The sequence below is a fragment of the Pseudomonas sp. NPDC089396 genome (assembly GCF_044749545.1).
Taxonomy (GTDB): Bacteria; Pseudomonadota; Gammaproteobacteria; order Pseudomonadales; family Pseudomonadaceae; genus Aquipseudomonas.
Map to the genome: position 1 here is coordinate 98,436 of NZ_JBIVIC010000010.1, position 26,713 is coordinate 125,148.

The 26,713-nt window shown below is 63.1% G+C and carries 23 protein-coding genes; 18 read left to right on the forward strand and 5 right to left on the reverse strand.

The genetic code is table 11. The features are described from left to right. Positions 1 to 162: 162 nt before the first annotated feature. Positions 163 to 1,791 carry a PvdJ/PvdD/PvdP-like protein gene (locus tag ACIPZB_RS19215; RefSeq protein WP_400642121.1) on the forward strand — a complete coding sequence of 543 codons (1,629 nt, stop codon included), beginning with the start codon at positions 163 to 165 and terminating at the stop codon, positions 1,789 to 1,791. A 184-nt stretch (positions 1,792 to 1,975) separates the two neighbouring features. On the opposite strand, the gene ACIPZB_RS19220 is transcribed toward ACIPZB_RS19215, so the two are convergent. The 3 genes from ACIPZB_RS19220 to ACIPZB_RS19230 are packed head-to-tail and all read right to left on the reverse strand — an operon-like array spanning position 1,976 to position 6,520. Beyond that, positions 1,976 to 3,379 (reverse strand): efflux transporter outer membrane subunit, encoded by a 1,404-nt coding sequence (locus tag ACIPZB_RS19220; protein WP_400642122.1) that lies wholly within the window; start codon positions 3,377 to 3,379, stop codon positions 1,976 to 1,978. 3 nt (positions 3,380 to 3,382) lie between these two features. Then, positions 3,383 to 5,347 carry a MacB family efflux pump subunit gene (locus ACIPZB_RS19225; protein ID WP_400642123.1) on the reverse strand — a complete coding sequence of 655 codons (1,965 nt, stop codon included), beginning with the start codon at positions 5,345 to 5,347 and terminating at the stop codon, positions 3,383 to 3,385. Then, on the reverse strand, positions 5,348 to 6,520 hold the full coding sequence (locus tag ACIPZB_RS19230) for an efflux RND transporter periplasmic adaptor subunit (RefSeq protein WP_400642124.1): 1,173 nt from the start codon (positions 6,518 to 6,520) through the stop codon (positions 5,348 to 5,350). 198 nt (positions 6,521 to 6,718) lie between these two features. Here ACIPZB_RS19230 and ACIPZB_RS19235 point away from each other — a divergent pair, with 198 nt between their 5' ends. The 3 genes from ACIPZB_RS19235 (at position 6,719) to ACIPZB_RS19245 (ending at position 9,239) form a co-directional block, all read left to right on the forward strand. Further along, complete coding sequence (locus ACIPZB_RS19235) at positions 6,719 to 7,195, forward strand: sigma-70 family RNA polymerase sigma factor (RefSeq protein ID WP_400642125.1); 477 nt, start codon at positions 6,719 to 6,721, stop codon at positions 7,193 to 7,195. Positions 7,196 to 7,365: 170 nt separating this feature from the next. Beyond that, positions 7,366 to 7,845: a histidine kinase gene (locus tag ACIPZB_RS19240; RefSeq protein ID WP_400642126.1), complete on the forward strand. Its 480-nt coding sequence runs from the start codon at positions 7,366 to 7,368 to the stop codon at positions 7,843 to 7,845. A gap of 68 nt (positions 7,846 to 7,913) precedes the next feature. Beyond that, entirely contained in the window at positions 7,914 to 9,239 is a 1,326-nt protein-coding gene (locus ACIPZB_RS19245) for an MFS transporter (protein ID WP_400642127.1), read from the forward strand. A gap of 161 nt (positions 9,240 to 9,400) precedes the next feature. Here the strand turns inward: ACIPZB_RS19245 and ACIPZB_RS19250 are convergent, their stop codons facing one another. Beyond that, positions 9,401 to 11,083 carry an electron transfer flavoprotein-ubiquinone oxidoreductase gene (locus tag ACIPZB_RS19250; RefSeq protein ID WP_400642128.1) on the reverse strand — a complete coding sequence of 561 codons (1,683 nt, stop codon included), beginning with the start codon at positions 11,081 to 11,083 and terminating at the stop codon, positions 9,401 to 9,403. Positions 11,084 to 11,619: 536 nt separating this feature from the next. On the opposite strand from ACIPZB_RS19250, the gene ACIPZB_RS19255 reads away from it, so the two are divergent. From ACIPZB_RS19255 to ACIPZB_RS19295, 9 genes are all read left to right on the forward strand, one after another. After that, complete coding sequence (locus ACIPZB_RS19255) at positions 11,620 to 12,369, forward strand: electron transfer flavoprotein subunit beta/FixA family protein (RefSeq protein WP_167070356.1); 750 nt, start codon at positions 11,620 to 11,622, stop codon at positions 12,367 to 12,369. Continuing rightward, entirely contained in the window at positions 12,370 to 13,299 is a 930-nt protein-coding gene (locus ACIPZB_RS19260; protein ID WP_400642129.1) for an electron transfer flavoprotein subunit alpha/FixB family protein, read from the forward strand. It abuts the gene before it with no gap. Between the two features lie 77 nt (positions 13,300 to 13,376). Beyond that, on the forward strand, positions 13,377 to 14,198 hold the full coding sequence (locus ACIPZB_RS19265; RefSeq protein WP_400642130.1) for a substrate-binding periplasmic protein: 822 nt from the start codon (positions 13,377 to 13,379) through the stop codon (positions 14,196 to 14,198). A gap of 9 nt (positions 14,199 to 14,207) precedes the next feature. Then, positions 14,208 to 14,561, forward strand: coding sequence for a DUF4398 domain-containing protein (locus ACIPZB_RS19270; protein WP_400642131.1), 354 nt, complete (start codon positions 14,208 to 14,210; stop codon positions 14,559 to 14,561). Continuing rightward, positions 14,558 to 15,370 (forward strand): OmpA family protein, encoded by an 813-nt coding sequence (locus tag ACIPZB_RS19275; RefSeq protein WP_400642132.1) that lies wholly within the window; start codon positions 14,558 to 14,560, stop codon positions 15,368 to 15,370. The genes ACIPZB_RS19270 and ACIPZB_RS19275 overlap by 4 nt, the downstream gene beginning before the upstream one ends. Before the next feature lie 220 nt (positions 15,371 to 15,590). Next, complete coding sequence (locus ACIPZB_RS19280; protein ID WP_008091881.1) at positions 15,591 to 17,030, forward strand: PLP-dependent aminotransferase family protein; 1,440 nt, start codon at positions 15,591 to 15,593, stop codon at positions 17,028 to 17,030. Between the two features lie 66 nt (positions 17,031 to 17,096). Next, a complete protein-coding gene (locus ACIPZB_RS19285) occupies positions 17,097 to 17,543 on the forward strand; it encodes a hypothetical protein (protein WP_400642205.1) in 447 nt (148 codons plus the stop codon). 121 nt (positions 17,544 to 17,664) lie between these two features. Further along, positions 17,665 to 17,919, forward strand: coding sequence for a YkgJ family cysteine cluster protein (locus ACIPZB_RS19290; protein ID WP_008091885.1), 255 nt, complete (start codon positions 17,665 to 17,667; stop codon positions 17,917 to 17,919). A gap of 34 nt (positions 17,920 to 17,953) precedes the next feature. After that, on the forward strand, positions 17,954 to 18,559 hold the full coding sequence (locus ACIPZB_RS19295) for an START domain-containing protein (protein WP_400642133.1): 606 nt from the start codon (positions 17,954 to 17,956) through the stop codon (positions 18,557 to 18,559). Between the two features lie 181 nt (positions 18,560 to 18,740). Here ACIPZB_RS19295 and gltA read toward each other — a convergent pair whose 3' ends face one another. Next, entirely contained in the window at positions 18,741 to 20,030 is a 1,290-nt protein-coding gene (gene gltA / locus ACIPZB_RS19300; protein WP_008091889.1) for a citrate synthase, read from the reverse strand. A gap of 352 nt (positions 20,031 to 20,382) precedes the next feature. Here gltA and sdhC point away from each other — a divergent pair, with 352 nt between their 5' ends. The 5 genes from sdhC (at position 20,383) to ACIPZB_RS19325 (ending at position 26,701) form a co-directional block, all read left to right on the forward strand. Next, positions 20,383 to 20,769, forward strand: coding sequence for a succinate dehydrogenase, cytochrome b556 subunit (gene sdhC, locus ACIPZB_RS19305; protein ID WP_008091902.1), 387 nt, complete (start codon positions 20,383 to 20,385; stop codon positions 20,767 to 20,769). Next, the gene (gene sdhD / locus ACIPZB_RS19310) at positions 20,763 to 21,131 is read left to right on the forward strand and encodes a succinate dehydrogenase, hydrophobic membrane anchor protein (RefSeq protein ID WP_008091903.1); all 369 of its coding nucleotides are present in this window, start codon (positions 20,763 to 20,765) and stop codon (positions 21,129 to 21,131) included. Before sdhC ends, sdhD begins: the two co-directional genes overlap by 7 nt. 3 nt (positions 21,132 to 21,134) lie before the next feature. After that, positions 21,135 to 22,907 (forward strand): succinate dehydrogenase flavoprotein subunit, encoded by a 1,773-nt coding sequence (sdhA, locus tag ACIPZB_RS19315; protein ID WP_008091905.1) that lies wholly within the window; start codon positions 21,135 to 21,137, stop codon positions 22,905 to 22,907. A gap of 11 nt (positions 22,908 to 22,918) precedes the next feature. Next, entirely contained in the window at positions 22,919 to 23,623 is a 705-nt protein-coding gene (locus ACIPZB_RS19320; RefSeq protein ID WP_008091906.1) for a succinate dehydrogenase iron-sulfur subunit, read from the forward strand. Between the two features lie 246 nt (positions 23,624 to 23,869). Then, a complete protein-coding gene (locus ACIPZB_RS19325) occupies positions 23,870 to 26,701 on the forward strand; it encodes a 2-oxoglutarate dehydrogenase E1 component (RefSeq protein ID WP_400642134.1) in 2,832 nt (943 codons plus the stop codon). The last annotated feature ends 12 nt before the right edge of the window (positions 26,702 to 26,713 follow it).

A 26,713-nucleotide genomic window follows, 5' to 3' on the forward strand; every position in this document is an offset into this window, starting at 1 on the left:
GTGGCGCGGCCAGGGCTTGGGTATCAGGTTGGACGAACGACGGCGGGGCAAATTTATCGTCGCTGCTGCAGGGCCCTGGGCGCTAAATTTCGCCGCGCGGGCAACGTTCTAGCCTTGGACAGGCCGTGCTCCATGGCCGCAACGAATGCTCAGGTAGTGGCAATGACGATTTCACGACGCGGGTTCATCGCCGGTGTGGCATTGACGGGGGTGGTAGTACCCGGTGCGCTGTATGCGCGGCATGTGCAGCGCCAGCAGTTCGACGAGCAGTTCCCGGAAACCCCGGGCGAGGCGGTGGTCGAGCTGGCCGATGCAACGCTGCAGCAGTTGGGCGATACCCTGCGTGGCATCTGGCGCTGGACCTTGCATGGCGAGGATGCCGGCTTGCACGGTTTGCCCGAGGGTGAACTGGAACTGTTGCTCGACGTCGCCCCGAGTGGCCGTGGCTTGCGCGGATTCCTGGACACGCCCGAGCGCCTGCGTGGTGAGCAAGAGCCGCGCTATCGGGTGCTGGGCGACCTGTTGGCGGAAAAACCGGGGACGTTGCGCTGGCGGCTGTTTTCCACCCAGGCAGGCGACTCGCAGGCGCACTACGAATGCCTGGTGGTGCTCGACGAAGTCTGGGGCGGGCTTGGCAATGCCGGGCCGGCCAGCCTCAGTGGGCGCATTGCCCGGCTCGATCGGGCCCTGACCCTGCCCGTGCAGGACAACCAGTTTCTGGCGGTCAAGCGTACCTTCCCTGAACCCCGCGAGCGCATCCCTTTGTCACCGGCCTTGCTGGCCATGTTGGTCGCGCCGGAGCACCGCTTGTTCCACCAGCTGTGGCATGCCTCGCGCGACAAGTGGCACAAGCTGGACAAGGACAAGCAGGCGGCACTGCGCGGCCTGGGCTGGCAGCCAGGACCGCGTGACCAGGAGCGTGATGCACGCGGCCGGCACAAGGATCGCAACGGTTCGGGTATCGACTTTTTCTTCATGCACCGGCACATGCTGCGCGCCGCCCGTGCCGTGCAGGACCTGCCGGCGTGGCCGCGCTTTCCGCTGCCGCAGCCGGAGCTGGAGCGCGACCGGGCCGGTTTCGTGCGCTATTTCGACAACCAGGATGGCAATGCCTTGCCGCCCACCTGGCTGGCGCCGAGCGATGCGCAGTACACCCAGTGGGTGCGCGACATCAAGACGCCTGACACCTACCACGGCAACTTCCAGGTCTGGGAGTCGCGCTACAGCGACCCGCACTACCTGAGCACGCTCACGCTTGGGCAGTTCGGCTCGGAAATGGAACTGGGCCTGCACGACTGGCTGCACATGCGCTGGGCCTCGGTGCCGCGTGACCCGTCCAATGGCATGCCGGTGCCGTTCGCGCGTGCTCCGGAAGACTTTGCCGCGCGCTGGTTCGAGGCGCAGAACGATTTTCTCGGCGACCCGTTCTCGTCCCATGTGAACCCGGTGTTCTGGCATTTTCACGGGTGGATCGATGATCGAATCGAGGACTGGTTTCGGGCCCATGAGCGCATGCACCCAGGCCAGGTGCAGCGCACCGAAGTCAACGGCGTGCCGTGGTTCGCGCAGGGGCCCTGGGTCGAGGTTGCCGATCCGTGGCTGGGGCCGGATACCCATGGCTGCTCGACGGTAGCGGGGCTGCGGCCGGGGCGCAGTGTGGAGATGGATCCGGAAACGATGAAGTTGGCGTTGCGTATCGTTTTTGGTGATGACGATCTGTTTGCCAAGTTGAAGCCCAAAGTGCCTCAGCGGCCGTGGTATGCACGCAATCTGAAGGTGGCAAAGCGCTGAGGCCAGCTGTTTTGCTCAGACTTCAAGACCCCCGCTAGCCCTGTGGCAGCAACTGTCTTGCTTAATTACTAAAAGTTGACGCGATTCCTGTGGGAGCCGGCTTGCCGGCGATAGGGCCCTGAGAGGCTGTCCAGGTTTGCCTGCACCGGCCTCATCGCCGGCAAGCCGGCTGCCACAGACGGTATCAGCGCTGGACCTGCCAACCACCTCCCAACGCCTTGTACAACGCCACGCTGCCTTGCAACCGGGCCAGGCGCAGCTGCGCCTGCTGATCCTGGGCCAGGTACAGGGTGCGCTGGGTTTCGAGCACGCTCAACAGGGTCTCGGCGCCAGCGCCATAGCGCTGCTGCGCCAGGTCGAATGCCTGACGCGCCTGCAGCACCTCCTCATCCTGCCATTGCCGTTGGCGGTCCACGCCGTGGATGGCGTTGAGGGCCTTTTCGACATCGGCGAAGCCCGCCAGGATGCTGCTGCGGTAGCTCTCCAGCAACTCGTCCTGCTCGGCTTCGGCCAGTTGCTTCGAAGCGCGCAGCCGTCCGTTGTTGAACACCGGCGCGACCAGGCCTGCGGTCAGCGTGTAGTAAGAACTGTCGAAAACCTCGGCGAACGTATTCGCGCCGGTGCCCAGGTTGGCGCCGAGGGTGACTTTCGGCAGCATCGCCGCCCTGGCCACTTGCACGTTGGCGCTGGCGGCGGCCAGGCGGGCTTCGGCGGCGGCGATGTCCGGGCGCCGGGTCAGCAGTTCGCTGGGCACGCCGCTGCCAATGGCAGGCCACAGCACGCGGGTGATCGATTGGCGGCTGGCGGGCAGTGTCTGGACCGGGTCGCCGAGCAAGGTGGCCAGGGTCACGCGGCTGTCTTGCAGCTGTTGTTCGATCAGCGGCAGCTGGCGCTGCTGAGCGGCCACCAGGCTGCGTTGCTGGGCAAGCTCCAGGCGCGTGGCGGAGCCTGCGCGCTCACGGGTTTCGACCAGGTGCAACACGCCTTGGGCATTGCTCAGGTTGAGCTGGGCGATGCGCCGTTGTTCCGCCAGGGCCAGGGCTTGCAAGTAGCTGTCGGCCACGGCGGCGACCAGGGTCAGTTCCACCGTCTGGCGGTCGAAGCGGCTGGCATCGAGGCCGTGCAGGGCGCTGGCCCGGGCTGCGCGCAGGCCACCCCAGAAGTCCAGCTCGTAGCGGGCACTGAGCTGGGTGCCGAACGCGGTGTAGGTCGGCTCGCTGCGGCTGACGTCCAGCTGGTCGGAGCCTTCGCCGTGCAGCAGGCGCTGGCGGCTGCCGTCACCGCCCACCTGCACTTCGGGCAGCAGCGGGGCGCCGGCGATCACGGCGCGGGCCTGGGCCTGGCGAACCCGCGCCGTGGCCGCGGCCAGGTCGTGGGCATTGCGCAGGGCACGTTCGATCAACTGGTCCAGTTCGGGGCTGGCGAAGGCTTGCCACCACCCAGCCGACGGCAGGTCGAGCGTGGAGGAGGCGGTATCACCCTGCCAGCGTGGCGGCGGCGCGATGTCGCTGGCGGGCGGTGGCGGCGTGCTGCAGGCGGCAAGGCCCAGGCACAGGGTCAACAGGCTGATGCGGCTTGGCAATGTCATGGGTTATTCGCTGGTAAGGGCCTTGACCGGGTCGAGTCGGGAGGCTTTGCGGGCCGGCATGAAGCCGAACACGATGCCGGTGACGACGGCGCAGGTGAACGCGCCGAAGATGGCGGGCAGGGCGAAGACCACGGCCACCTGCGCCAGGGCCAGCGCACCGCCGATCGCCAGGGCCAGGACGATGCCGGTGACCCCACCGACCATCGACAGCATCACCGCTTCGCTGATGAACTGGCGCTGGATGTCGCGCTGGCGCGCGCCGGTGGCCATGCGAATGCCGATTTCGCGGGTACGTTCGCGCACGGTCATGAGCATGATGTTCATCACCCCGATACCGCCGACCAGCAGCGAGATGGCGGCAATCGCCCCGAGCATCAGCGACAGGCTGTTCTGGGTGCGCGCCTCGGCCTGGATCAGCGCTGCGTCGTTGGTCAGCTCGAAGTCGACCTTGCCCTGGTGGCGCTTGCGCATCAGCCGTTCGATCGCCGCTTCGCTGTCGGCGACGCGGGTCGAGTCGGCGGCGGCGATGATCACGTATTCCGGGTCATGGCTGCCGAACAAGCGCGTGGCGGCGGCGGAGTAGGGCACGACGATGCGCTCGTCGCTCTTCTGGTCGCCGGAGCTGGCGCCCTTGCCGGCGAGCACGCCGACCACCTGGAACGGCACGTTGCCGATCAGCAGGAACTCGCCCAGCGCGTTGCTGCCGGGGCCGAGCAGCTTGTCGCTGACCTTCTGGCCGATGACCGCCACGGCGGCGCCACTGAGCGCGTCGGCCTCGCTGAAGAAGCTGCCTTCGACCACGGGCCAGTTGAGGATGTGCGGGAACTCGACGTTGTTGCCGCCGACATAGAACTTCTGGTTGTTGTTGCCGTGGCGCACCATCATGTCGCTGCCGATCACCGGCATCACGCGTTGCACCTGGGGCAGCTCGGCGATGGCCGCAACGTCATCGAGGGTGACGATCCCGCCCGGATCGCGCAGGGTCGGCTCGCGGCCGTTGAGGTAGAGGATGTTGGAGCCGAACGCGGCCATCTGTGCCATCACCTGGCGTTTGCTGCCTTCGCCCACGGCCAGCATGACCACCACCGAGGCCACGCCGATGACGATCCCGAGCAGGGTCAGCGCAGTGCGGAAGCGGTTGATCCACATCACCCGCCAGGCGGCCTGCAGGGCTTCGAGCAGTTCGCCTTGCCAGGCACCGTGCTGGGTGGCGCCACGGTCCAGGCGCTGGCGCAGCTCGTCGGCCTGCAGGCTCTGATTCTGGGCCTCGGGCGCCTGGTCGGCGGCGGAGTCGCTGATCATCAGGCCGTCGCGGATTTCCACCACCCGCCGGGCGCGTGCCGCTACTGCACGGTCATGGGTAATCAGGATGATCACATGGCCCTGGCTGGCCAGCTCGTCGAGCAGGGCCATGACTTCACGGCCGCTGTGGCTGTCGAGGGCGCCGGTCGGCTCGTCGGCGAGGATGATGTGGCCGCCGTTCATCAAGGCCCGGGCAATCGACACGCGCTGCTGCTGGCCGCCGGACAACTGATGCGGGCGGTTGCCCAGGCGGCTGGCCAGGCCCAGGCGCGTGAGCAGGGCAGCGGCGCGGGCATGGCGTTCGGCGGCCGGGGTGCCGGCATAGATCGCGGGCATCTCGACGTTTTCCTGGGCGGAGCCGGAGGGGATCAGGTGGTAGCCCTGGAACACGAAGCCGAAGGCCTCGCGGCGCAGCCAGGCCAGTTGGTCACCGTCGAGCTGGGCAACGTCCTTGCCGGCGAACAGGTAGCTGCCGGAGGTGGGGCGGTCGAGGCAGCCGAGGATGTTCATCAGGGTCGACTTGCCCGAACCCGAGGCGCCGACGATGGCGATGAACTCGCCCGGCTGGATGCTCAGGCTGATGCCGCGCAGCACCTCGACCTTGGGTGTGTCGTGGCCGCCATAGGATTTGCGGATGTCCTGCAGCTCGATCAGGGGAGTGGACATTCAACCTCCGCTGGCAGCTGGCGCGCCGATGACCAGGCGCTCGCCTTCGTCGAGGCCGTCGAGGACCTGTACGCGCAGGCGGTCGCTGAGGCCGATGCGCACCTGGCGCTGTTCGACCTTGCCATCCTTGCCCAGCACTTGAGCCAGGCGCAGGCCTTCGCCGGCCCCCTCGTCCAGGGCGGCCAGCGGTGCGGTCAGCACCTGGCTGGCGTGGCCTGCGACGAAAAACACCTGGGTGGTCATGTCGGCCATCAGCGCCCCATCGGGGTTGTCGACGTCCAGCAGCACGGTGTACTGCACCACCTGGCTGACGCCGGAGCCGGCGCTGATCGGGCTGCCGCCGCCGAGGCTTGCGTGTGCCAGGGGTTTGGGCGGGATCGGCAGAATCTGGCGCACCGTGCTGTGCCAGCGGCGCTTACCGCCGGACAGGGTGGTGAAATAGGCGGTCATGCCCGGCTTGACCTTGCCGATGTCGGCTTCGGAGACCTGGGCCCAGACGGTCATGGGCGACAGCCTGGCGATGCGCAGGATCAGTGGCGTCTGCTGCTGGGCGTTGAGGGTCTGGCCTTCACGGGCATCCACGGCCACCACGGTGCCGTCCATGGGCGCGTAGATGCGGGTATAACCAAGCTCGGCTTCGTCGCTGCGCAGGTTGGCCTGGGCCTGGCGGATCTGCGCCTGGTACATGTCGATGCGGGCCTGGGTCACCTTGAGCTGGGCGTCGGCGGCCTGCAGGTCTTCTGCGCGCGTGGCGCCCGCTGCGGCCAGTTCGCGCTGGCGTCGGTTCTGTTGCTGGGCCAGCAGGTACTGGGCCTGTTGCTCGGCCAGTTGGGCCTTGAGGTTGTCGATCGAGAAACGCCCGGCGTCGAGCCTGGCCTGCTGGGTCGACGGGTCGATCTCCACCAGCAGCTGCCCTTTGCGAACTTCATCGCCGGCTTCCACGTGCAAGGTGCGGATCTGCCCGGAGGCCTGGGCACCCACATCGACATAGCGGCGCGGCTGCAGGGTGCCGAGGGCGGTGACACTGCTTTCGATGTCGCCACGGGCGACGGCAACGGTGCTGACCGGCAGGGCGCCGAAGGGCAGCGCTTTCCAGGCCAGCAGGCTGCCCAGGGCAAGCAGGCCAAGGCTGCCTAGGATCATGCGGCGGCGGGTGTTGGGTAAGCGTCTCATGCGGACTTCCAGCCAAGGGTGGGCCACACGCGGCCAGAGCGGGGCGCGCAGGGAGGTGCCAGTAAGACGAAGGCAGGCGCGGCGGATTTAGATCGAGGCCCAGTGGAGTGTTGCTGAGAATAATTATAATTTGTAATATCCCACGCTGATATCACTCAGACCCTGTCCCGGCCTGTCAGGACGACCCCAGGTGCCGTCGTGGAACACTACTATCGCGAATTGGTGAGCTTCCTTTCTGCCCGCCTGGGCAATCGCCAGGCGGCCGAGGACATTGCACACGATGCCTACCTGCGGGTGCTGGAACGTACCGACACGCAGCCGATCGAGCACCCCCGCGCTTTCCTTTACCGCACCGCGCTGAATCTGGTGATCGACCGTCATCGGCGCCACCTGCTGCGCCAGTCCGAGCCGCTGGAGGTGCTGGATCAGGACGAGCGCTGGCACACGGCGGCGCCTACCCTGAACCTGCAGCTCGACCAACGCCTGGCGCTGATGCGCAGAGCCCTGGATGAGTTGAGCAAGCCCTGCCGCGACAGCTTCCTGTTGCGCAAGCTGGAGGGCCTGTCGCATCAGCAGATCGCCGAGCGCCTGGGCATCTCCCGCAGCCTGGTGGAAAAGCACATCGTCAATGCCATGAAACACTGCCGGGTGCGCATGCGCCAATGGGAATCCTGAAAAAGTCGTCGTAAGCCGGTGAAAATTCTGTGTGCTGGCAACTTGATTTCTCACTATTTCCCGACAACTATCTAATTTGACCCCTCCAGGAATTTCCTGGCGGTCGCCTGTCACTGGCGTAGTTTGGTCAGGGAGCGTGTCCCAATTCACCCGACTGCCCAGGTCCGATAATGACCAACAAGACCCTGCGCATCCTGATTGCCGACGAGCACCCGTGCCAGCGCCTGCAGCTGGAGAAATTGCTCAATGGCCTGGGCTATTACCGGATCGCTCCGGTGGAAAGCTTCGACGAATTGCAGCGCCTGGTGCATTGCGCACTGGAGCCGTTCAACCTGCTGCTTGGCAATTACGAACTGGGCAGCCACGCCGGCGTCGACCTGGCGCGCTTCTGTCGGGTCAGCGCGCAAATTCAGCATGCCCTGCTGTACCACTCCCAACATTTGAAAGTGCCTGCGGTGCCCCAGGCCGAGCGGCAGGCGGTGAACGTCAGCTTGCCGCAAGTGCCGGATAACGACGCACTGCTCTCATTCATGGCGATCATCGATGCACCGGTGGTCATCGGCAAACTGGAGCTGCCGCCTGGGATGCGCGCGAGTGGCAAGCAAGCCCCGCCACGCAGGAACTTCGCGCACACGGTGTTCAACCGCTAAGCGGGGAGGGCAGGGCCGGGCGGGGATTTGCTATCCTCTTGCCCTTTGCCGATCTGCGGACTCCTGCCATGACTGCCATCGATACCGCTCGCCCGCCCCGGTTCAGCCGCGGCGATCATCGGACCCTGGGCCTGGCGGCACTGGGCGGCGCGTTGGAAATCTACGATTTCATCATCTTCGTGTTCTTTGCCCTGACCCTCAGCCAGTTGTTCTTCCCGCCAGAAATGCCCGAGTGGCTGCGCCTGCTGCAGAGTTTCGGCATCTTCGTCACCGGCTATCTGGCGCGGCCGCTGGGCGGCATCCTCATGGCCCACTTCGCCGACCACCTGGGGCGCAAGCGGGTGTTCAGCCTGAGTATCCTGATGATGGCCCTGCCGTGCCTGCTGATCGGGGTGATGCCGACCTATGCCGACATCGGCTATGCGGCGCCGTTGATCCTGCTGGCGCTGCGCATCCTGCAGGGGGCCGCAGTGGGCGGCGAGGTGCCGAGCGCCTGGACCTTCGTCGCCGAGCACGCGCCACCTGGACGGCGCGGCTATGCACTGGGCTTCCTGCAGGCGGGGTTGACCTTCGGTTACCTGCTCGGTGCGCTGACCGCGACGGTGCTGGCGCAGGTGTTCACGGCGCAGGAGATTCTCGACTACGCCTGGCGTTATCCGTTCCTGCTCGGTGGAGTGTTCGGCGTGATCGGTGTATGGCTGCGCCGCTGGCTCAGTGAAACCCCGGTTTTCCTGGCCTTGCGCGAGCGTAAGGCGCAGCCGGTGAAGTTCCCGCTGCGGCGGGTGCTGGGCGAGCATCGTTCGGCATTGATCCCGGCAGCGCTGCTGACCTGCGTGCTGACCTCGGCGGTGGTGGTGCTGGTCGTCATCACCCCGACGGTGATGCAGCAACGCTTCGGCATGAGTGCCGGGCACACCTTCGCCCTGAGCAGTGTGGGCATCGTCTTCCTCAATATCGGCTGTGTACTGGCGGGGCTGCTGGTCGATCGCCTGGGCGCCTGGCGCACCTTGATGATCTACAGCCTGCTGCTGCCGTTGGGCATCGGTGCGCTGTATGCGAGCCTGGTCGGGCAGTGGGGCATGACCTGGCTGGCCTATGCGCTGGCGGGCTTGAGCTGCGGCGTGGTGGGGGTGGTGCCGTCGGTGATGGTCGGGTTGTTCCCGGCCGAGATTCGCGTGTCGGGGATTTCCTTCACCTACAACATCGCTTATGCCCTGTGGGCCAGTACCACACCGCTGGCGTTGATCGCGCTGATGCCCTGGAGCCCGTGGGTGTGTGTCGGGTTCTGTCTGATCATGGGCACGGTCGGGCTGCTGACGGCACTTTACTACGGGCGCCGCGAGCCGCTGGCGTTCGCGGCGGAGCCGATGCCGATCATGTGTGGTGACAAATGAGCCAGAGCATGGTTTGGGTTCTGTAGTGGGGCGTAAACCGAGCGCCGCCCGCGCGGCGCTCGATCTCATAAGCGCCAAAGACCTCAAGTCGGAAACATAGCTACAAAAAAGCCCCCGGTTCTCACAAACCGGGGGCTTTTCTTTACCGCAAGGGCAGGGGCTTACATGTTCGGGTAGTTCGGCCCGCCCGCGCCTTCAGGGGTGACCCAAGTGATGTTCTGGGCCGGATCCTTGATGTCGCAGGTCTTGCAGTGCACGCAGTTCTGCGCGTTGATCTGGAAGCGTTTGTTGCCGTCTTCCTGAGTGACCACTTCGTAAACGCCTGCCGGGCAGTAACGCTGAGCCGGCTCGTCGTACAGCGGCAGGTTGCTGGCGATCGGCACGTTCGGGTCGGTCAGCTTCAGGTGGCAGGGTTGTTCCTCTTCATGGTTGGTGCTGGAGAGGAATACCGAGCTGAGCTTGTCGAAGCTGAGCTTGCCGTCCGGTTTCGGGTAGTCGATCTTCTTCGAGTCGGCGGCAAGCTTCAGGCAGGCGTAGTCCGGCTTGGTGTCGTGCAGGGTGAACGGCAGCTTGCCGCCGAACCAGTTCTGGTCGATGTAGTTGAACGCACCACCGATCAGCGGGCCGAACTTGTGCAGGGCCGGGCCGAAGTTGCGGCTGGCGAACAGCTCTTCATGCAGCCAGCTGGCCTTGAAGGCTTCGACGTAGGTGTTCAGGGCATCGCCGCCCTCGCTACCGGCGATCAGTGCGTCGGCCACGGCGTCGGCCGCGAGCATGCCGGACTTCATCGCCGTGTGGCTGCCCTTGATCTTGGAGAAGTTCAGGGTGCCCAGGTCGCAACCGATCAGCGCGCCGCCGTTGAAGACCATCTTCGGCAGCGAGTTCAGGCCGCCCTTGCAGATGGCGCGGGCACCGTAGCTGATGCGCTTGCCGCCTTCGAGGTACTGCTTCATCACCGGGTGGTGCTTGAGGCGCTGGAACTCGTCGAACGGCGACAGGTACGGGTTGGCGTAGGACAGGTCGACGATCAGGCCAACCACTACCTGGTTGTTTTCCAGATGGTAAAGGAACGAGCCGCCGGTGTTGTCGGGGCTCATCACGTCCAGCGGCCAGCCGGCGGTGTGCACCACCAGGCCTTGCTCGTGCTTGGACGGGTCGATTTCCCAGATTTCCTTGAGGCCGATGCCGTAGTGCTGGACGTCGGACTCGCTGTCGAGGTTGAAGCGCTTGATCAGCTGCTTGCCGATGTGGCCACGGCAGCCTTCGGCGAACAGGGTGTACTTGGCGCGCAGTTCCATGCCCGGGGTGTACAGGCCGTCCTTTGGGTTGCCTTCCCGGTCGACACCCAGGTCGCCGGTGATGATGCCGCGCACCACACCGTTTTCGTCGAACAGCGCTTCTTGCGCGGCAAAGCCTGGGTAGATTTCAACGCCGAGGTTTTCCGCCTGCTGGGCCAGCCAGCGGCACAGGTTGCCCAGGGAGATGATGTAGTTGCCGTGGTTGTGCATGGTCTTGGGCACGAACAGGTCGGGGACCTTGGTCGAGCTGCCAGCATCCTTGAGCACGTAGATATCGTCGCGCTTGACCTCGGTGTTGAGCGGCGCGCCGAGTTCTTTCCAGTCGGGGAACAGCTCGTTCAGGGCGCGCGGTTCGAACACGGCGCCGGAGAGGATGTGGGCGCCGACTTCAGAGCCTTTTTCGACCACGCAGACGCTGATCTCGCTACCGGCTTCGGCGGCCTTCTGCTTCAGGCGGCAGGCGGCGGACAGGCCCGCCGGGCCGGCGCCGACGATGACCACGTCGAATTCCATGTATTCGCGTTCCACTGGTTCTCTCCTACTCATCAAGGCTCGTGCTGTTGCTTGGTCTTATTGGGGGTGCTTGCGTGCAGCGGATCGTCACGGGAGCGAAACTGTAGCTACGCAAAGGATGGACTACACCGTTTTGTCTTGGCCGCGCATTATATCTACACCACTCGGCGGGTCCAATACAAACGTTTGTTTGAATTTGCCGCAGGCCAGTAAACTCACAGGAACGCGGCTGAAGGGTGACCGATTTGCCGTATTGACCGGATTGGGTGTTACGGTCAAGATACGAGCGGTTTTACGTTCGCCGTAGCCTGACCGTCGGGCGCAGGTGCACCCCTAAAAACCAGGCGTAGCGCAGGGTTTTCGGGCCAGACCCGATTTTGTAGTGGAGTCTACACGCCACGACAGAAAATGACTCGCGGGTTTTGCCGTTAAAGCTTCTGAACAGGACTGCTTGGTCACTGTGAAGATTGCGCTTCCCGGTACGTTTTTAGAGGTGCCCTTGTACCCACGCGCATCGCCGGGCCTGGCCCCAGGCGACTATCTATTCACCGGAGAGTAACGAGGAATCCATGAAGGTTCTTGTAGCTGTCAAACGAGTGGTCGACTACAACGTCAAGGTTCGCGTCAAGGCGGACAACTCCGGCGTCGACCTTGCAAACGTCAAGATGTCCATGAACCCCTTCTGCGAAATCGCCGTGGAAGAAGCCGTGCGCCTGAAAGAGAAAGGCGTTGCGAGCGAGATCGTGGTCGTCTCCGTCGGTCCGACCACTGCCCAGGAACAGCTGCGTACCGCACTGGCGCTGGGTGCTGATCGTGCCATCCTGGTCGAAGCTGCCGATGAACTGAACTCCCTGGCCGTGGCCAAGGCGCTCAAAGCCGTTGTCGACAAAGAGCAGCCGCAGCTGGTCATCCTCGGCAAACAGGCCATCGACAGTGACAACAACCAGACCGGCCAGATGCTGGCCGCGCTGACCGGCTACGCCCAAGGTACCTTCGCCTCCAAGGTGGAAGTGGCTGGCGACAAGCTGAACGTCACCCGTGAAATCGACGGCGGCCTGCAGACCGTTTCGCTGAACCTGCCGGCGATCGTCACCACCGACCTGCGCCTGAACGAGCCGCGCTACGCGTCGCTGCCGAACATCATGAAGGCCAAGAAGAAGCCGCTGGAGACCGTTACTCCAGACGCGCTGGGCGTATCGCTCGCCTCCACCAACAAGACCCTGAAAGTCGAAGCACCGGCTGCTCGCAGCGCGGGCATCAAGGTCAAGTCGGTGGCCGAACTGGTCGAGAAGCTGAAGAACGAAGCGAAGGTAATCTAAATGACTATCCTGGTTGTCGCTGAATACGAAAACGGTGCCGTTGCCCCGGCTACCCTGAACACTGTCGCTGCAGCCGCCAAGATCGGTGGTGATGTGCACGTGCTGGTCGCAGGCCAGAACGTTGGTGGCGTCGCCGAATCCGCTGCCAAGATCGCGGGTGTGGCCAAGGTGCTGGTGGCCGATAACGCCGCCTACGCCCACGTCCTGCCGGAAAACGTCGCGCCGCTGATCGTCGAGCTGGCTAGCGGTTACAGCCACGTGCTGGCCCCGGCCACCACCAACGGCAAGAACATCCTGCCGCGCGTTGCTGCGCTGCTGGACGTCGACCAGCTCTCCGAGATCATCTCGGTAGAATCGGCTGACACCTTCAAGCGCCCGATCTATGCCGGTAACGCCATTGCCACCGTGCAATCGAGCGCTGCGGTCAAGGTCATCACCGTGCGTACCACCGGTTTCGACGCCGTTGCCGCCGAGGGTGGTTCCGCTGCCGTTGAAGCGGTTGCTGCCGCGCACAACGCTGGTATCTCTGCCTTCGTTGGCGAAGAGCTGGCCAAGTCCGACCGCCCAGAGCTGACTGCTGCCAAGATCGTCGTTTCCGGCGGCCGTGGCATGGGCAACGGTGACAACTTCAAGCACCTGTACAGCCTGGCCGACAAGCTCGGCGCTGCCGTCGGTGCCTCGCGCGCCGCGGTCGACGCAGGCTTCGTGCCCAACGACATGCAGGTCGGCCAGACCGGCAAGATCGTTGCGCCACAGCTGTACATCGCCGTCGGTATCTCCGGCGCGATCCAGCACCTGGCCGGCATGAAAGACTCCAAGGTGATCGTTGCGATCAACAAGGACGAAGAAGCGCCGATCTTCCAGGTGGCTGACTACGGCCTGGTCGCTGACCTGTTCGAAGCGGTTCCGGAGCTGGAAAAGCTGGTCTGATCCGCCTGCTTCACTTATAAAGAAGCCCGGCCCTCGCACTGAGGGCCGGGCTTTTTTTGCCGGGCAAGGAGTGATGGATGGCGTTTCGCAAAGCGAGCAGGGTGCTGGCGTGCACGGTGGCAATGTTCTCGCCGCTGGTCATGGCGGCGGGCAAGTGCGAGCGCCTGGTGGCGACCGGTAGCCCGGATGCTCCCCCTTATTCATGGCAGGATCCGAAAGACCCCAAGCACCTGATCGGCGCCAATGTCGATTTGCTCAGGCAGGTGGCCGGCGAGCTCGGTGTGCAGGTGGAAGTGCTGAATGCCGGCCGACGCGACCAGGCGCTGGAGGAAGTGCGCAGCGGGCGCATCGACCTGCTGCTCGACACACCGATGCAAGTGGAGCAACTGACCGCGCTGGACTACATTCACCCACCCTTGCAGCTCAATGAGTACCTGGTATGGACGCGCCATGACGCGGAACTGGTGTTTGACGGCCCGGCGGACTTGGCCAAGTACCGTGGCAGCCTGTCGGAGCGTGCCCGCCTGACCCCGGCGTTCAGCGCCTTCGCCGAGGCGCAGCTCAAGCTGGAGCCGGCGCAGAACCTGACCCAGGCCTTCCAGAAGCTGGTGCTGGGTCAGGTCGATTACGTGCTGGCCGGGCGCTACTCGGGCATGGCCATCACACAGAGCCTGGGCATGAGCAGCCACCTGATCGCCCGCGGCCTGCCGGTGGATCGACCAGGCCTGTATCTGGCCGTCTCGCACAACTCAGCCTGCAATGATGCCTGGCTGCGTGGGCAACTCGCGAAAAAACTGACAGAATTGCCGATCTCCGGTGCGTCCGAAGCCGTGCTGCAGCGTAATGTCGAGCGCTGGAAAGCGCAGGTACACCTGCAGGCGGATGCCCCCAAACAGTAGGAAGAGTGCGTGAAGACCCAATCACTGATCCTTGCCGTGGCTGTGCTCGGCCTGGCCGGTTGCGCCAACGACCCGGCGCCCAATGAGCAGATGCGTATTTCCGAGCAGGCGCTGGAACAGGCCAGGGCGGTCGGTGCCACCGAGCAGGTCGAGGCGCTGAAGCTGGCCGAAGGCAAGTTCGCTCGGGCCAAGACCAACATGCTGACCGAGGACTACCGGGACGCCCGCATGCGTGCCGAGCAGGCCGAGCTGGATGCGCGCCTGGCCGAAGCGCAGGTGCTGAACCAGAAGAGTGACGAGCAGCTCGAACAGTTGCAGTCGCGGGTCAATCGCCTGCGCAAGCAACTGGAGGTGCAGCCATGATGCGCAGTAAACCGATGGCCGCATTGACCTTGCTGGCGCTGGTGGCGGGATTGCAGGGCTGTGCCAGCCAGCGCAGCTCGGCGGCACTGGACGATGCCACGGCGGCGTTCCAGAAAGTGAAGGACGATTCCAATGTGCTGCGCAGTGCGCCGCGTGACGTGATCCGTGCGGGTGAGTCGCTGGCCCGTGCCGATCGGCTGTCGAGCTACATCGGCACCGGCAGTGATGTACGCCACTATGCCTACCTCAGCCAGCGCTACAGCGAAATCGCCAGTGAGCACGCCAAGTTGGCGTTGAATCAGGAGCGCCTGGCCAAGCTCGAACTCGAGCGCCAACGCCTGCAGTTGGCTTTGCGTGAGGCGAAGCTTGCCAGCGTGCAGCAGCAGGGCAAGTGGGTCGAAACGCAGATTGCCGCAATGGCCTCGGAGCAGGCCGATCGTGGTCTGGTGATGACCCTGGGCGATGTGCTGTTCGACACCGGCCGTGCCGACTTGAGGAGCTCGGCCAGTCGCACGGTGCTCAAGCTGGTGCAGTTCCTCCAGCTCAACCCGCGCCGGGTGGTGCGTATCGAGGGTTATACCGACAGCACGGGAACGCCTGAGGACAACCTCAAGCTGTCGCGCGATCGTGCCCAGGCGGTGGCAGACATGCTGGTCGATCTCGGTATCGACGAAAAGCGCTTGCAGGTCGAGGGCTATGGTGACCAGTACCCGGTCGAGGCCAATGCCTCGGAGCGGGGCAGGGCACAAAACCGCCGGGTAGAAATCGTCTTTTCCGACGAAAAGGGCAAGCTCGCGCCGGCGCGCTGACTCCCCGGGCCTCATCGCCGGCAAGCCGGCTCCCACAGGTGCTGCGCAGATTCTGAACGCTGCGCCGTACCTGTGGGAGCCGGCTTGCCGGCGATAGGGGCCTGACAGGTGCCACGCAACTGTAATGTCGACTATTCTGCAATCTGTCCCAGTACACTTTGCAACTGTTACGGTATCCTCTGCCGACAGTGAGTCGCACAAGAACAATGAGCCGTCCGCCATGACCAACCTGCTGCTGTACCAGCGTATCGCCCAGCAACTGGCCGATGACATCCGCCGTGGTGTCTACCAGCCAGGCGAGCGCGTACCGTCCGTGCGCAAGATGAGCGCCCAGCTCAATGTCAGCCATGCCACGGTGTTGCAGGCCTATGCCAACCTTGAAGACCAGGGGCTGATCCGTGCCCGGCCGCAATCGGGTTACTACGTCCACCAGACCCCGGCACTGACCGCGCAGACGCCGGACATCGCCCGAGTAGAGCGCCCAGGCCTGGTCACCCGCGCCAGCATCATCCAGCAAGTGCTGACCGAGGCGCGCCGTGACGGTGTGTTCCCCTTCGGGGCTGCCGTGCCCCACGTCGACTACTTGCCGGTGCGCGCCCTGCATCAGCAGATTGCCAAGGTCACCCGGTTCCACAGCCCGCGTGCCTTCAGTTACATGTTCAGCCCTGGCTTCGAGCCGTTGCGGCGCCAGATCGCGATCCGCATGCGCGATGCCGGTGTACTGGTCGATCCGCGTGAAGTGATCGTGACCCATGGTTGCGTCGACGCGCTGCAGATGTCGCTGCGGGTGCTGACCCGTCCTGGGGATCTGATTGCCGCCGAGTCGCCGACCTATTATGGCTTGCTGCAGTTGGCGGACTTGCTTGGGCTGAAAGTCATCGAGATCCCCAGCGATCCCTCCACGGGTATCAGCCTCGAAGCCTTGCAGCTAGCGGCCAACCAGTGGTCGATCAAGGCGCTGGTGCTGACCGCGCGCCTGAGCAATCCGCTGGGTGGCACCATCCCTGAAGAGCGGCAGAAACAGCTTTTGCGCCTGGCCTCGGACTTCGACATCCAGATCGTCGAAGACGACATCTATGGCGAGCTGATGTTCGAGCAGGGCAAGACCAAAGCGCTCAAGGCATTCGATCGGCTCGATCGGGTCATCTATTGCTCGAGTTTCTCCAAGACCCTGTCGCCCGGTGTGCGGGTCGGCTGGATGGTGGCGGGACGCTACCAGGAAGAAATCCAGCGTCTGCAGACGTTCACCACCCATTCGGCCTGCAGCGTGACGCAGATGGGTGTGGCGGCCTACCTGGAAAACGGCGGTTACGACCGCCACCTGCGCTACATTCGCCAGGAATACCGCAAGAACCTCAGTGCCTACCAGTTGGCGGTGCAGCAGCACTTCCCCGAAGGCACGCAGATGACCCGGCCTACCGGTGGCTTCATCCTCTGGGTGAGCCTGCCGGGGCGGGTCAATACCCAGGAGCTGCACGTGCGCGCGCTGGAGCAGGGGATCAGCATTGCGCCGGGGCTGATCTTCAGCAATACCGAGCAGTTCAACCACTGCATTCGCCTCAATTGTGGAATTCCCTGGAACAAGGAAGCCGAACGGGCGGTGATCACCTTGGGCTTGTTGGCTCAGCAATTGTGCAGAGAGTCTGTAACCGCGTTTTAGTGAGGCTTGCCAGGCGCCTGCGGAACGGTGAGCATACGCACCTTTCCAGTCTGCCTGCCGATGTCGATGAACCTGTTGCGTAGTTTTGCCCTGATCGTTTGTCTTGCGCCGCTGTGCCTGCCGGCTGGTGTGGCCCAGGCTGCGCAACCTGCCGCTCAGGAGCAGGGCAAGACGGCCAAGTCTGCAGCCAAGCAACCGGCCAAGCCCGTCAAGCGCAAGGCCAAGCCTGCGCACAAACCGGTCAGTCAGGAGGTGCGCCAGCCGCTACCCAAGGCCAAGCTGGATCTGAGCTTGCCTGTCGACATGGTGAAGGAGCTGGAGCCCAATGTTGGTAGCTCCACGACACGACGCAAACCTTTGCTGCCGCCCATGTTCACCGAAAAGCCGGAAACGGACGACAGCCCGTTTCAGCTCAATGGTCGCCTGATCAACAACGAGATGCAGCTGCAGTTGCGTAACGACAGCCGCCGCGAAGTGGAAGGCGCAGCCATCGAATTCGAGTTCCGCCAATAGCCCGGGCGAACTGACTGTCGAGTCATGGCAGATTTCATCGGGCCAGCAATTTCAAACGCATGTTTGAGCGGTTACTATCCAGGGACGTTCGTCCCGTTTTGTTCCAGGGAGTCCTGTTTCCATGAAGTGTCGTGAGGGTTGCGGTGCCTGCTGCATCGCCCCATCCATCAGCTCGGCGATGCCGCGCATGCCTGAGGGCAAGCCGGCCGGTGAGCGCTGCCTGCACCTGACCGTCGACAACCTTTGCGACCTGTTCGGCAAGCCCGAGCGGCCGGCGGTGTGTGGGGGGTTCCAGGCGGATGTCGAGGTGTGTGGCAGTGATCGGGAAGAGGCGATCAGGATTCTCGGTTGGTGGGAGCAGATGACGGCGGCGTGACAAGGCTGGATCTTCGACAACAAGGATAAATATGATGAGATCGTTCAAGCGTATTGCACTGCTGTGTGGCGTGGGTGTTCTGCTGTCGCCGATGGCCTGGGCTGAAAACTGGCAAGTGGCCAAGGAAGAGGAGGGGATCAAGATCTCCCTCAGCGAAGTGCCGGGCTCCAAGTACAAGGCCTACCGTGGCGTGACCCTGATCAAGGCGCCCTTGGCCAAGGTCCAGGCGCTGCAGGAAGATGTGGCTGGGGCATGCGCCTGGGTGCATGAGTGCAAATCGCAGAAGCTGCTCAAGCACGAGGGTGACCAGAGCTGGACCTACACCCAGTTCAATACGCCGTGGCCGGTGACGCCACGGGACTCGGTACTGCATATCACCACGGTCAAGGATGCTGATGGCAGCCTGACGCGAAACTTGAAGGAAGAGCCGACCTACATCCCGGAAGAGAAGGGCTTTGTACGGGTGGCGAAAGTCGAAGGCTTCTGGAAGTTGGTGCCCAAGGGGGACAGTACGGAAGTGACCTATCAGGTGCACACCGAGCCGGGTGGTAGTGTGCCGGCGATGGTGGCCAACAAGTTCGTGGTGGATGCGCCGTTCAATACCCTGAAAGGGTTGCGCGAGCGGGCTGAAAAGAACTGAGGTCGGTTTGTTGTCTGTCCTGGCCCTATCGCCGGCAAGCCGGCTCCCACAGAAACTCCACACAACTCAAGATCAGTGGCGCCCCTGTGGGAGCCGGCTTGCCGGCGATAGGGCCGGTACAGGCACACCGCAATAAAAAAGGCTGCCCGAGGGCAGCCTTTTTGCGTTCGGCTCGGTGAGCTTACTTGCGGTCCTTCAGGTCGACGATGTCGCGCTGCAGCTCGCCGGTGTACAGCTGGCGCGGACGGCCAATCTTGTACGGGCTGGAGAGCATTTCTTTCCAGTGCGAGATCCAGCCCACGGTACGTGCCAGGGCGAAGATCACGGTGAACATGCTGGTCGGAATACCGATCGCCTTCAGGATGATGCCGGAGTAGAAGTCGACGTTCGGGTACAGCGAGCGCTCGATGAAGTAAGGATCGGTCAGGGCGATCTCTTCCAGGCGCATGGCCAGTTCCAGCTGCGGGTCGTTCTTGATGCCCAACTCGCCCAGGACTTCGTCGCAGGTCTTCTTCATCACGGTGGCGCGCGGGTCGCGGTTCTTGTAGACGCGGTGACCGAAGCCCATGAGCTTGAACGGGTCGTTCTTGTCCTTGGCCTTGGCGATGTACTTGTCGATGTTCGAGACATCGCCAATTTCATCGAGCATGGTCAATACGGCTTCGTTCGCACCGCCGTGGGCAGGGCCCCACAGAGCAGCGATACCGGCGGCGATACAGGCGAACGGGTTGGCGCCCGAAGAGCCGGCCAGGCGCACGGTGGAAGTGGAGGCGTTCTGCTCATGGTCGGCATGGAGGATGAAGATCTTGTCCATTGCCTTGGCCAGCACCGGGCTGATCGGTTTGATCTCGCACGGGGTGTTGAACATCATGTGCAGGAAGTTTTCCGCGTACGACAGGTCGTTGCGCGGGTACATCATCGGCTGGCCCATGGAGTACTTGTAAACCATCGCGGCCAGGGTCGGCATCTTGGCGACCAGGCGCACCGCGGAGATTTCGCGGTGTTGCGGGTTATTGATGTCCAGGGAGTCGTGGTAGAACGCCGACAGGGCGCCGACCACACCGCACATCACCGCCATCGGGTGAGCGTCGCGGCGGAAACCGTTGAAGAACGACTTCAGCTGCTCGTGAACCATGGTGTGGTTCTTCACGGTGCTGACGAACTGAGCCTTCTGCTCGGCATTCGGCAGTTCGCCGTTGAGCAGCAGGTAGCAGGTTTCCAGGTAGTCCGATTGCTCGGCGAGCTGTTCGATCGGGTAGCCGCGGTGCAGCAGCACGCCCTTGTCGCCGTCAATGTAGGTGATCTTCGACTCGCACGAGGCAGTCGCCATGAAACCTGGGTCGAAGGTGAAGTGACCAGTGGCCCCCAACCCGCGGACGTCGATTACATCAGGACCAACGGTGCCGGTTAAAATGGGCAGCTCGACGGGGGCAGCGCCCTCGATGACCAACTGCGCTTTTTTGTCAGCCATGTGGCCTCCTATTAATGCTTGAAATCATCAGACAGACCCCCCACGCAGGGCCCGCACCACTATAGAGAAGTAAATTCGAATGTCAATTTGCCTAAAGGCTGCTTGAAAGCGGCCTGCAGGCCTGATTTTTCGCGAAATTCTCGCCCATTTACGCCTTTTGCTCGCTAAAGGCAATGCGCTATTTGGGCTACCCCCTCACGTTGTCATAAGCAGCCTAACTGTCTATACTCGGCACCCGACCGCCAGGGGCTTGCAAGCCCGAACTGCTGGGGGTCGCCGTTCCCTGGGTGGTGGGTACCTGACCAGTACACTTACCAACAACTTTGCCCTGATTCGCTAGGGGCTCTTCAGTGTGAAAAAAGCCGTGAAAAGCCAACGACCTGTAAACCTAGACCTAAGGACCATCAAGCTCCCTGTCACTGCGTACACGTCCATCCTGCACCGTATCTCCGGCGTCATCCTGTTCATCGGCCTTGCCATCATGCTTTACGCATTGGGCAAGTCGCTGGGTTCCGAGGAAGGCTTCGGCGAGGTGAAGGCGTGTCTGACCAGCCCGCTGGCCAAGTTCGTGACCTGGGGCCTGCTATCCGCCCTGCTTTATCACCTCGTGGCAGGTGTACGCCACCTGATCATGGACATGGGCATCGGTGAGACGCTGGAAGGCGGCAAGCTGGGCTCGAAAATCGTGATCGTCATCTCCGTGGTGCTGATCGTTCTGGTGGGAGTTTGGGTATGGTAACCAATGTCACGAACCTGTCGCGTTCGGGCCTCTATGACTGGATGGCGCAGCGCGTCTCGGCGGTCGTTCTCGCGGCTTACTTCATCTTCCTGATCGGCTACGTGGTCGCCCACCCAGGCATCGACTACACCCAGTGGCACGGTCTGTTCTCCAACAACGCGATGCGGATCTTCAGTCTGCTGGCCCTCGTTGCCCTGGGCGCTCACGCCTGGGTCGGCATGTGGACCATCGCCACCGACTACCTGACGCCGATGTCGTTCGGCAAGTCGGCGACTGCGATTCGTTTCCTGTTCCAGGCGGTATGCGGCGTTGCGATGTTCGCTTACTTCGTCTGGGGTGTGCAGATTCTCTGGGGTATCTGATCCATGGCTAGCATTCCAACCATTTCTTTCGACGCCATCATCATTGGTGGCGGCGGCGCCGGCATGCGCGCAGCGCTGCAGCTGGCCCAGGGCGGCCACAAGACCGCTGTGGTCACCAAGGTCTTCCCGACCCGTTCGCACACTGTTTCCGCCCAGGGCGGCATCACCTGCGCCATCGCTTCGGCCGACCCGAACGATGACTGGCGCTGGCACATGTACGATACCGTCAAAGGTTCCGACTACATCGGTGACCAGGACGCTATCGAATACATGTGTCAGGAAGGCCCGGCTGCGGTCTTCGAGCTGGACCACATGGGCCTGCCGTTCTCGCGTACCGAAACCGGCCGTATCTACCAGCGTCCGTTCGGCGGTCAGTCCAAGGACTTCGGCAAGGGTGGCCAGGCTGCCCGTACGTGCGCCGCTTCCGACCGTACCGGTCACGCGCTGCTGCACACCCTTTATCAGGGCAACCTGAAAGCCGGCACCACCTTCCTTAATGAGTACTACGCTGTCGACCTGGTGAAGAACCAGGAAGGCGCTTTCGTCGGTGTGATCGCGATCTGCATCGAAACCGGCGAAACCATGTACATCAAGTCCAAGGCCACCGTTCTGGCCACTGGCGGTGCGGGCCGTATCTACGCCTCGACCACCAACGCCCTGATCAACACCGGTGACGGTATCGGCATGGCCCTGCGTGCAGGCGTACCGGTGCAGGACATCGAGATGTGGCAGTTCCACCCGACCGGCATCGCCGGCGCCGGTGTACTGGTCACCGAAGGTTGCCGCGGTGAAGGTGGCTACCTGATCAACGCCCACGGCGAGCGCTTCATGGAGCGTTACGCGCCGAACGCGAAAGACCTGGCCGGCCGCGACGTTGTCGCCCGTTCCATGGTCAAGGAAATCATCGCCGGCAACGGCGTGGGCCCGAACAAGGACCACGTACTGCTGAAGCTGGACCACCTGGGCGAGGAAGTGCTGCACAGCCGCCTGCCAGGCATCTGCGAACTGTCCAAGACCTTCGCTCACGTCGATCCAGTCGTCGCGCCGGTCCCGGTCGTTCCAACCTGCCACTACATGATGGGTGGTGTTGCCACCAACATTCATGGCCAGGCCATCACCATGGACGACGAAGGCAAGGATCACATCATCCCTGGCCTGTTCGCCGTAGGTGAAGTGGCGTGCGTATCGGTTCACGGTGCCAACCGCCTGGGCGGCAACTCGCTGCTCGACCTGGTGGTGTTCGGCCGTGCTGCCGGCCTGCACCTGGAGAAGGCGCTGAGCGACGGCATCGAGCATCTCGACGCCAGCGACACCGACATCGATGTTGCCCTGAGCCGCCTGAACAAGCTCAACGAGCGCTCCACTGGCGAAGACGTTGCCAGCCTCAAGCGCGAACTGCAGAGCTGCATGCAGAACTACTTCGGTGTATTCCGTACCGGCGAATACATGCTCAAGGGTATCGAGCAGCTGGCTGGCCTGCGCGAGCGTATCGCCAACGTCAAGATCAACGACAAGTCCCAGGCCTTCAACACCGCGCGTATCGAAGCGCTGGAGCTGCAGAACCTGCTGGAAGTTGCCGAAGCTACCGCCATTGCGGCCGAAGCCCGTAAAGAGTCCCGCGGCGCTCACGCCCGTGAAGACTTCGAAGACCGTGACGACGAGAACTGGCTGTGCCACACCCTGTACTACCCGGGTGTCAAGCGCGTTGCCAAGCGTGGCGTCAACTTTGCGCCGAAGACCGTGCCGGCCTTCGAGCCAAAAATCCGGACTTACTAAGGGTGGCTGCTATGTTGAAAGTCGAAGTTTATCGTTACAACCCCGACACCGACTCGGCGCCCAAGATGGAGTCGTTCGACGTCGATACCGGCGGCAAGGACCTGATGGTTCTGGATGTGTTGGCGCTGATCAAGGAAAAGGACGAGGGTTTCTCGTACCGTCGCTCCTGCCGTGAAGGCGTTTGCGGTTCCGATGGCATGAACATGAACGGCAAGAACGGCCTGGCCTGCATCACCCCGCTGTCGGGTGTGGTCAAGGGCAACAAGCTGGTTCTGCGTCCGCTGCCAGGTCTGCCGGTCATTCGTGACCTGGTGGTCGACATGAGCATCTTCTACAAGCAGTACGAGAAGGTGAAGCCATTCCTGCAGAACGACACGCCGGCTCCGGCCATCGAGCGTCTGCAGTCGCCAGAAGAGCGCGACAAGCTGGACGGTCTGTACGAGTGCATCCTGTGCGCTTGCTGCTCGACTTCCTGCCCATCGTTCTGGTGGAACCCAGACAAGTTCCTGGGCCCCGCTGCCCTGCTGCAGGCCTATCGCTTCCTGGCCGACAGCCGTGACACCAAGACCCAGGAGCGCCTGGCGTCCCTGGATGACCCGTTCAGCGTATTCCGCTGCCGCGGGATCATGAACTGCGTGAACGTTTGCCCCAAGGGTCTGAACCCGACCAAGGCAATCGGCCACGTACGTAACATGCTGCTGCAAAGCGGCACCTGATTCAAAGCGTTGTAACTGCAGTAAGCCGAGGTGCGGGTGGTGAGCCCGCACTGAGGTAAAACCTGGGCAAGGGCCCACAAAGCCCGCGCTCGATACCTATGAAGATATGAGACCAGCAGGGGCTTTCCGGGCTGGTACCCGGAAAATCAGCAGGATCCAAGTGGCGTGGTTCAGTCGCTGTGTTCGGACTTTTCCAGGTTTGCTGTGGCTCTCGCCGATCAGTCCCCTAACCGAGGGTGACCAAGCATGCAAGAAAGCGTGATGCAGCGCATGTGGGAAAGCGCCCACCTTTCAGGTGGTAACGCTGCATATGTGGAAGAGCTCTACGAGCTCTACCTGCACGACCCTAACGCTGTGCCAGAAGAGTGGCGCACTTACTTCCAGAAGTTGCCCGCCGACGGCAGCACCGCTACCGATGTATCGCACTCGACAATCCGCGACCATTTCGTACTGCTGGCAAAGAACCAGCGCCGCGCCCAACCGGTATCCGCCGGGAGCGTGAGCAGTGAACACGAGAAGAAGCAGGTTGAAGTGCTGCGACTGATCCAGGCCTATCGTATGCGCGGCCATCAGGCTGCCAAGCTCGACCCGTTGGGGTTGTGGCAGCGCCCTGCGCCCGTAGACCTGTCGATCAATCACTACGGCTTGACCAATGCCGATCTTGATACGACCTTCCGTGCCGGCGACCTGTTCATCGGCAAAGAGGAAGCGAGCCTACGCGACATCTTCGAGGCACTCCAGAAGACATATTGTCGCACCATTGGCGCCGAATTCACCCACATCACCGATTCCGAGCAGCGCAGCTGGTTCCAGCAACGCCTGGAAAGCGTGCGCGGCCGTCCGGAGTTTTCCGCCGACGTGCAGGCTCACCTGCTCGAACGCGTGACCGCCGGTGAAGGCCTTGAGAAGTACCTGGGCACCAAGTACCCAGGCACCAAGCGCTTCGGCCTGGAGGGTGGCGAAAGCCTGATCCCGATGCTGGACGAAATGATCCAGCGCTCCGGCTCGTATGGCACCAAGGAAGTTGTCATCGGCATGGCCCACCGCGGCCGTCTGAACGTGCTGGTGAACACCTTCGGCAAGAACCCGCGCGAGCTGTTCGACGAGTTCGAAGGCAAGAAGATGAACGAGCTGGGCTCCGGTGACGTGAAGTATCACCAGGGCTTCTCCTCCAACGTCATGACCCCCGGTGGCGAAGTTCACCTGGCCATGGCGTTCAACCCGTCCCACCTGGAAATTGTCTCGCCAGTGGTGGAAGGTTCGGTGCGCGCCCGTCAGGACCGTCGCAACGATACCGTGGGTGACAAGGTGCTGCCGATCTCGATCCACGGTGACGCTGCGTTCGCCGGCCAGGGCGTGGTCATGGAAACCTTCCAGATGTCGCAGACCCGCGGTTTCAAGACCGGCGGTACTGTGCACATCGTGATCAACAACCAGGTTGGTTTCACCATCAGCAACCCGCTGGACTCGCGTTCCACCGAGTATGCTACCGACGTCGCCAAGATGATCCAGGCGCCGATCCTGCACGTGAACGGCGACGATCCGGAAGCGGTGATGTTCGTGACCCAACTGGCCATCGATTACCGCATGCAGTTCAAGCGTGACGTGGTCATCGACCTGGTCTGCTACCGCCGTCGCGGTCACAACGAGGCCGACGAGCCGAACGGTACTCAGCCTCTGATGTACCAGCAGATCAGCAAGCAGCGCACCACCCGCGAGCTGTACGCCGAGTCGCTGATCCAGGCCGGTCGCATCGACGCCGAGCGCGCCCAGGCCAAGATCGACGAGTACCGCAACGCGCTGGACAACGGTCTGCACGTGGTCAAGAGCCTGGTCAAGGAGCCGAACCGCGAGCTGTTCGTCGACTGGCGTCCGTACCTGGGCCATGCCTGGACCGCGCGTCACGACACCCGCTTCGACCTCAAGACCCTGCAGGAACTGTCGGCCAAGCTGCTGGAACTGCCGGAAGGCTTCGTCGTCCAGCGTCAGGTGTCGAAGATCTACGAAGACCGTCAGAAGATGCAGGCCGGTGGCTTGCCGATCAACTGGGGTTATGCAGAGACCATGGCCTACGCCACGCTGCAGTTCGAAGGTCACCCGATCCGCATGACCGGCCAGGACATCGGCCGTGGCACCTTCTCGCACCGCCATGCGGTGTTGCACAACCAGAAGGACGCCAGCACCTACGTACCGCTGCAGAACCTGTTCCCGGGCCAGCCGCGCTTCGACCTGTACGACTCCTTCCTCTCGGAAGAAGCAGTACTGGCCTTCGAATACGGCTACTCGACCACCACGCCGAACGCGCTGGTGATCTGGGAAGCCCAGTTCGGCGACTTCGCCAACGGTGCGCAAGTGGTGATCGACCAGTTCATCACCAGCGGTGAGCACAAGTGGGGCCGCCTGTGCGGTCTGACCATGCTGCTGCCACACGGCTACGAAGGGCAGGGGCCGGAGCACTCCTCCGCGCGTCTGGAGCGTTACCTGCAGCTGTGCGCCGAGCACAACATCCAGGTCTGCGTACCGACTACCCCGGCACAGATCTACCATCTGCTGCGTCGTCAGGTCATCCGCCCGCTGCGCAAGCCGCTGGTTGTCCTGACGCCGAAGTCGCTGCTGCGCCACAAGCTGGCCATCTCGACCCTGGAAGACCTGGCAGAAGGTTCGTTCCAGACCGTGATCCCGGAAGTCGATGCAATCGACCCGGCCAAGGTCGAGCGTCTGGTGCTGTGCAGCGGCAAGGTCTACTACGACCTGCTGGAAAAACGCCGTGCCGAAGGCCGCGAAGACATCGCGATCCTGCGTATCGAGCAGCTGTATCCGTTCCCAGAGGACGACCTGGTCGAAATCCTGGCGCAGTACAGCAACCTCAAGCATGCAGTCTGGTGTCAGGAAGAGCCGATGAACCAGGGCGCCTGGTACAGCAGTCAGCACCATATGCGCCGTATCCTGGGCCGCCACAACAAGGCACTGGTCCTGGAATACGCCGGTCGCGACGCTTCTGCCGCGCCAGCTTGTGGTTACGCATCGAAGCACGCCGAACAGCAGGAAAAACTGCTGCAAGACGCCTTCACTGTCTAACGCCTTCGCGCA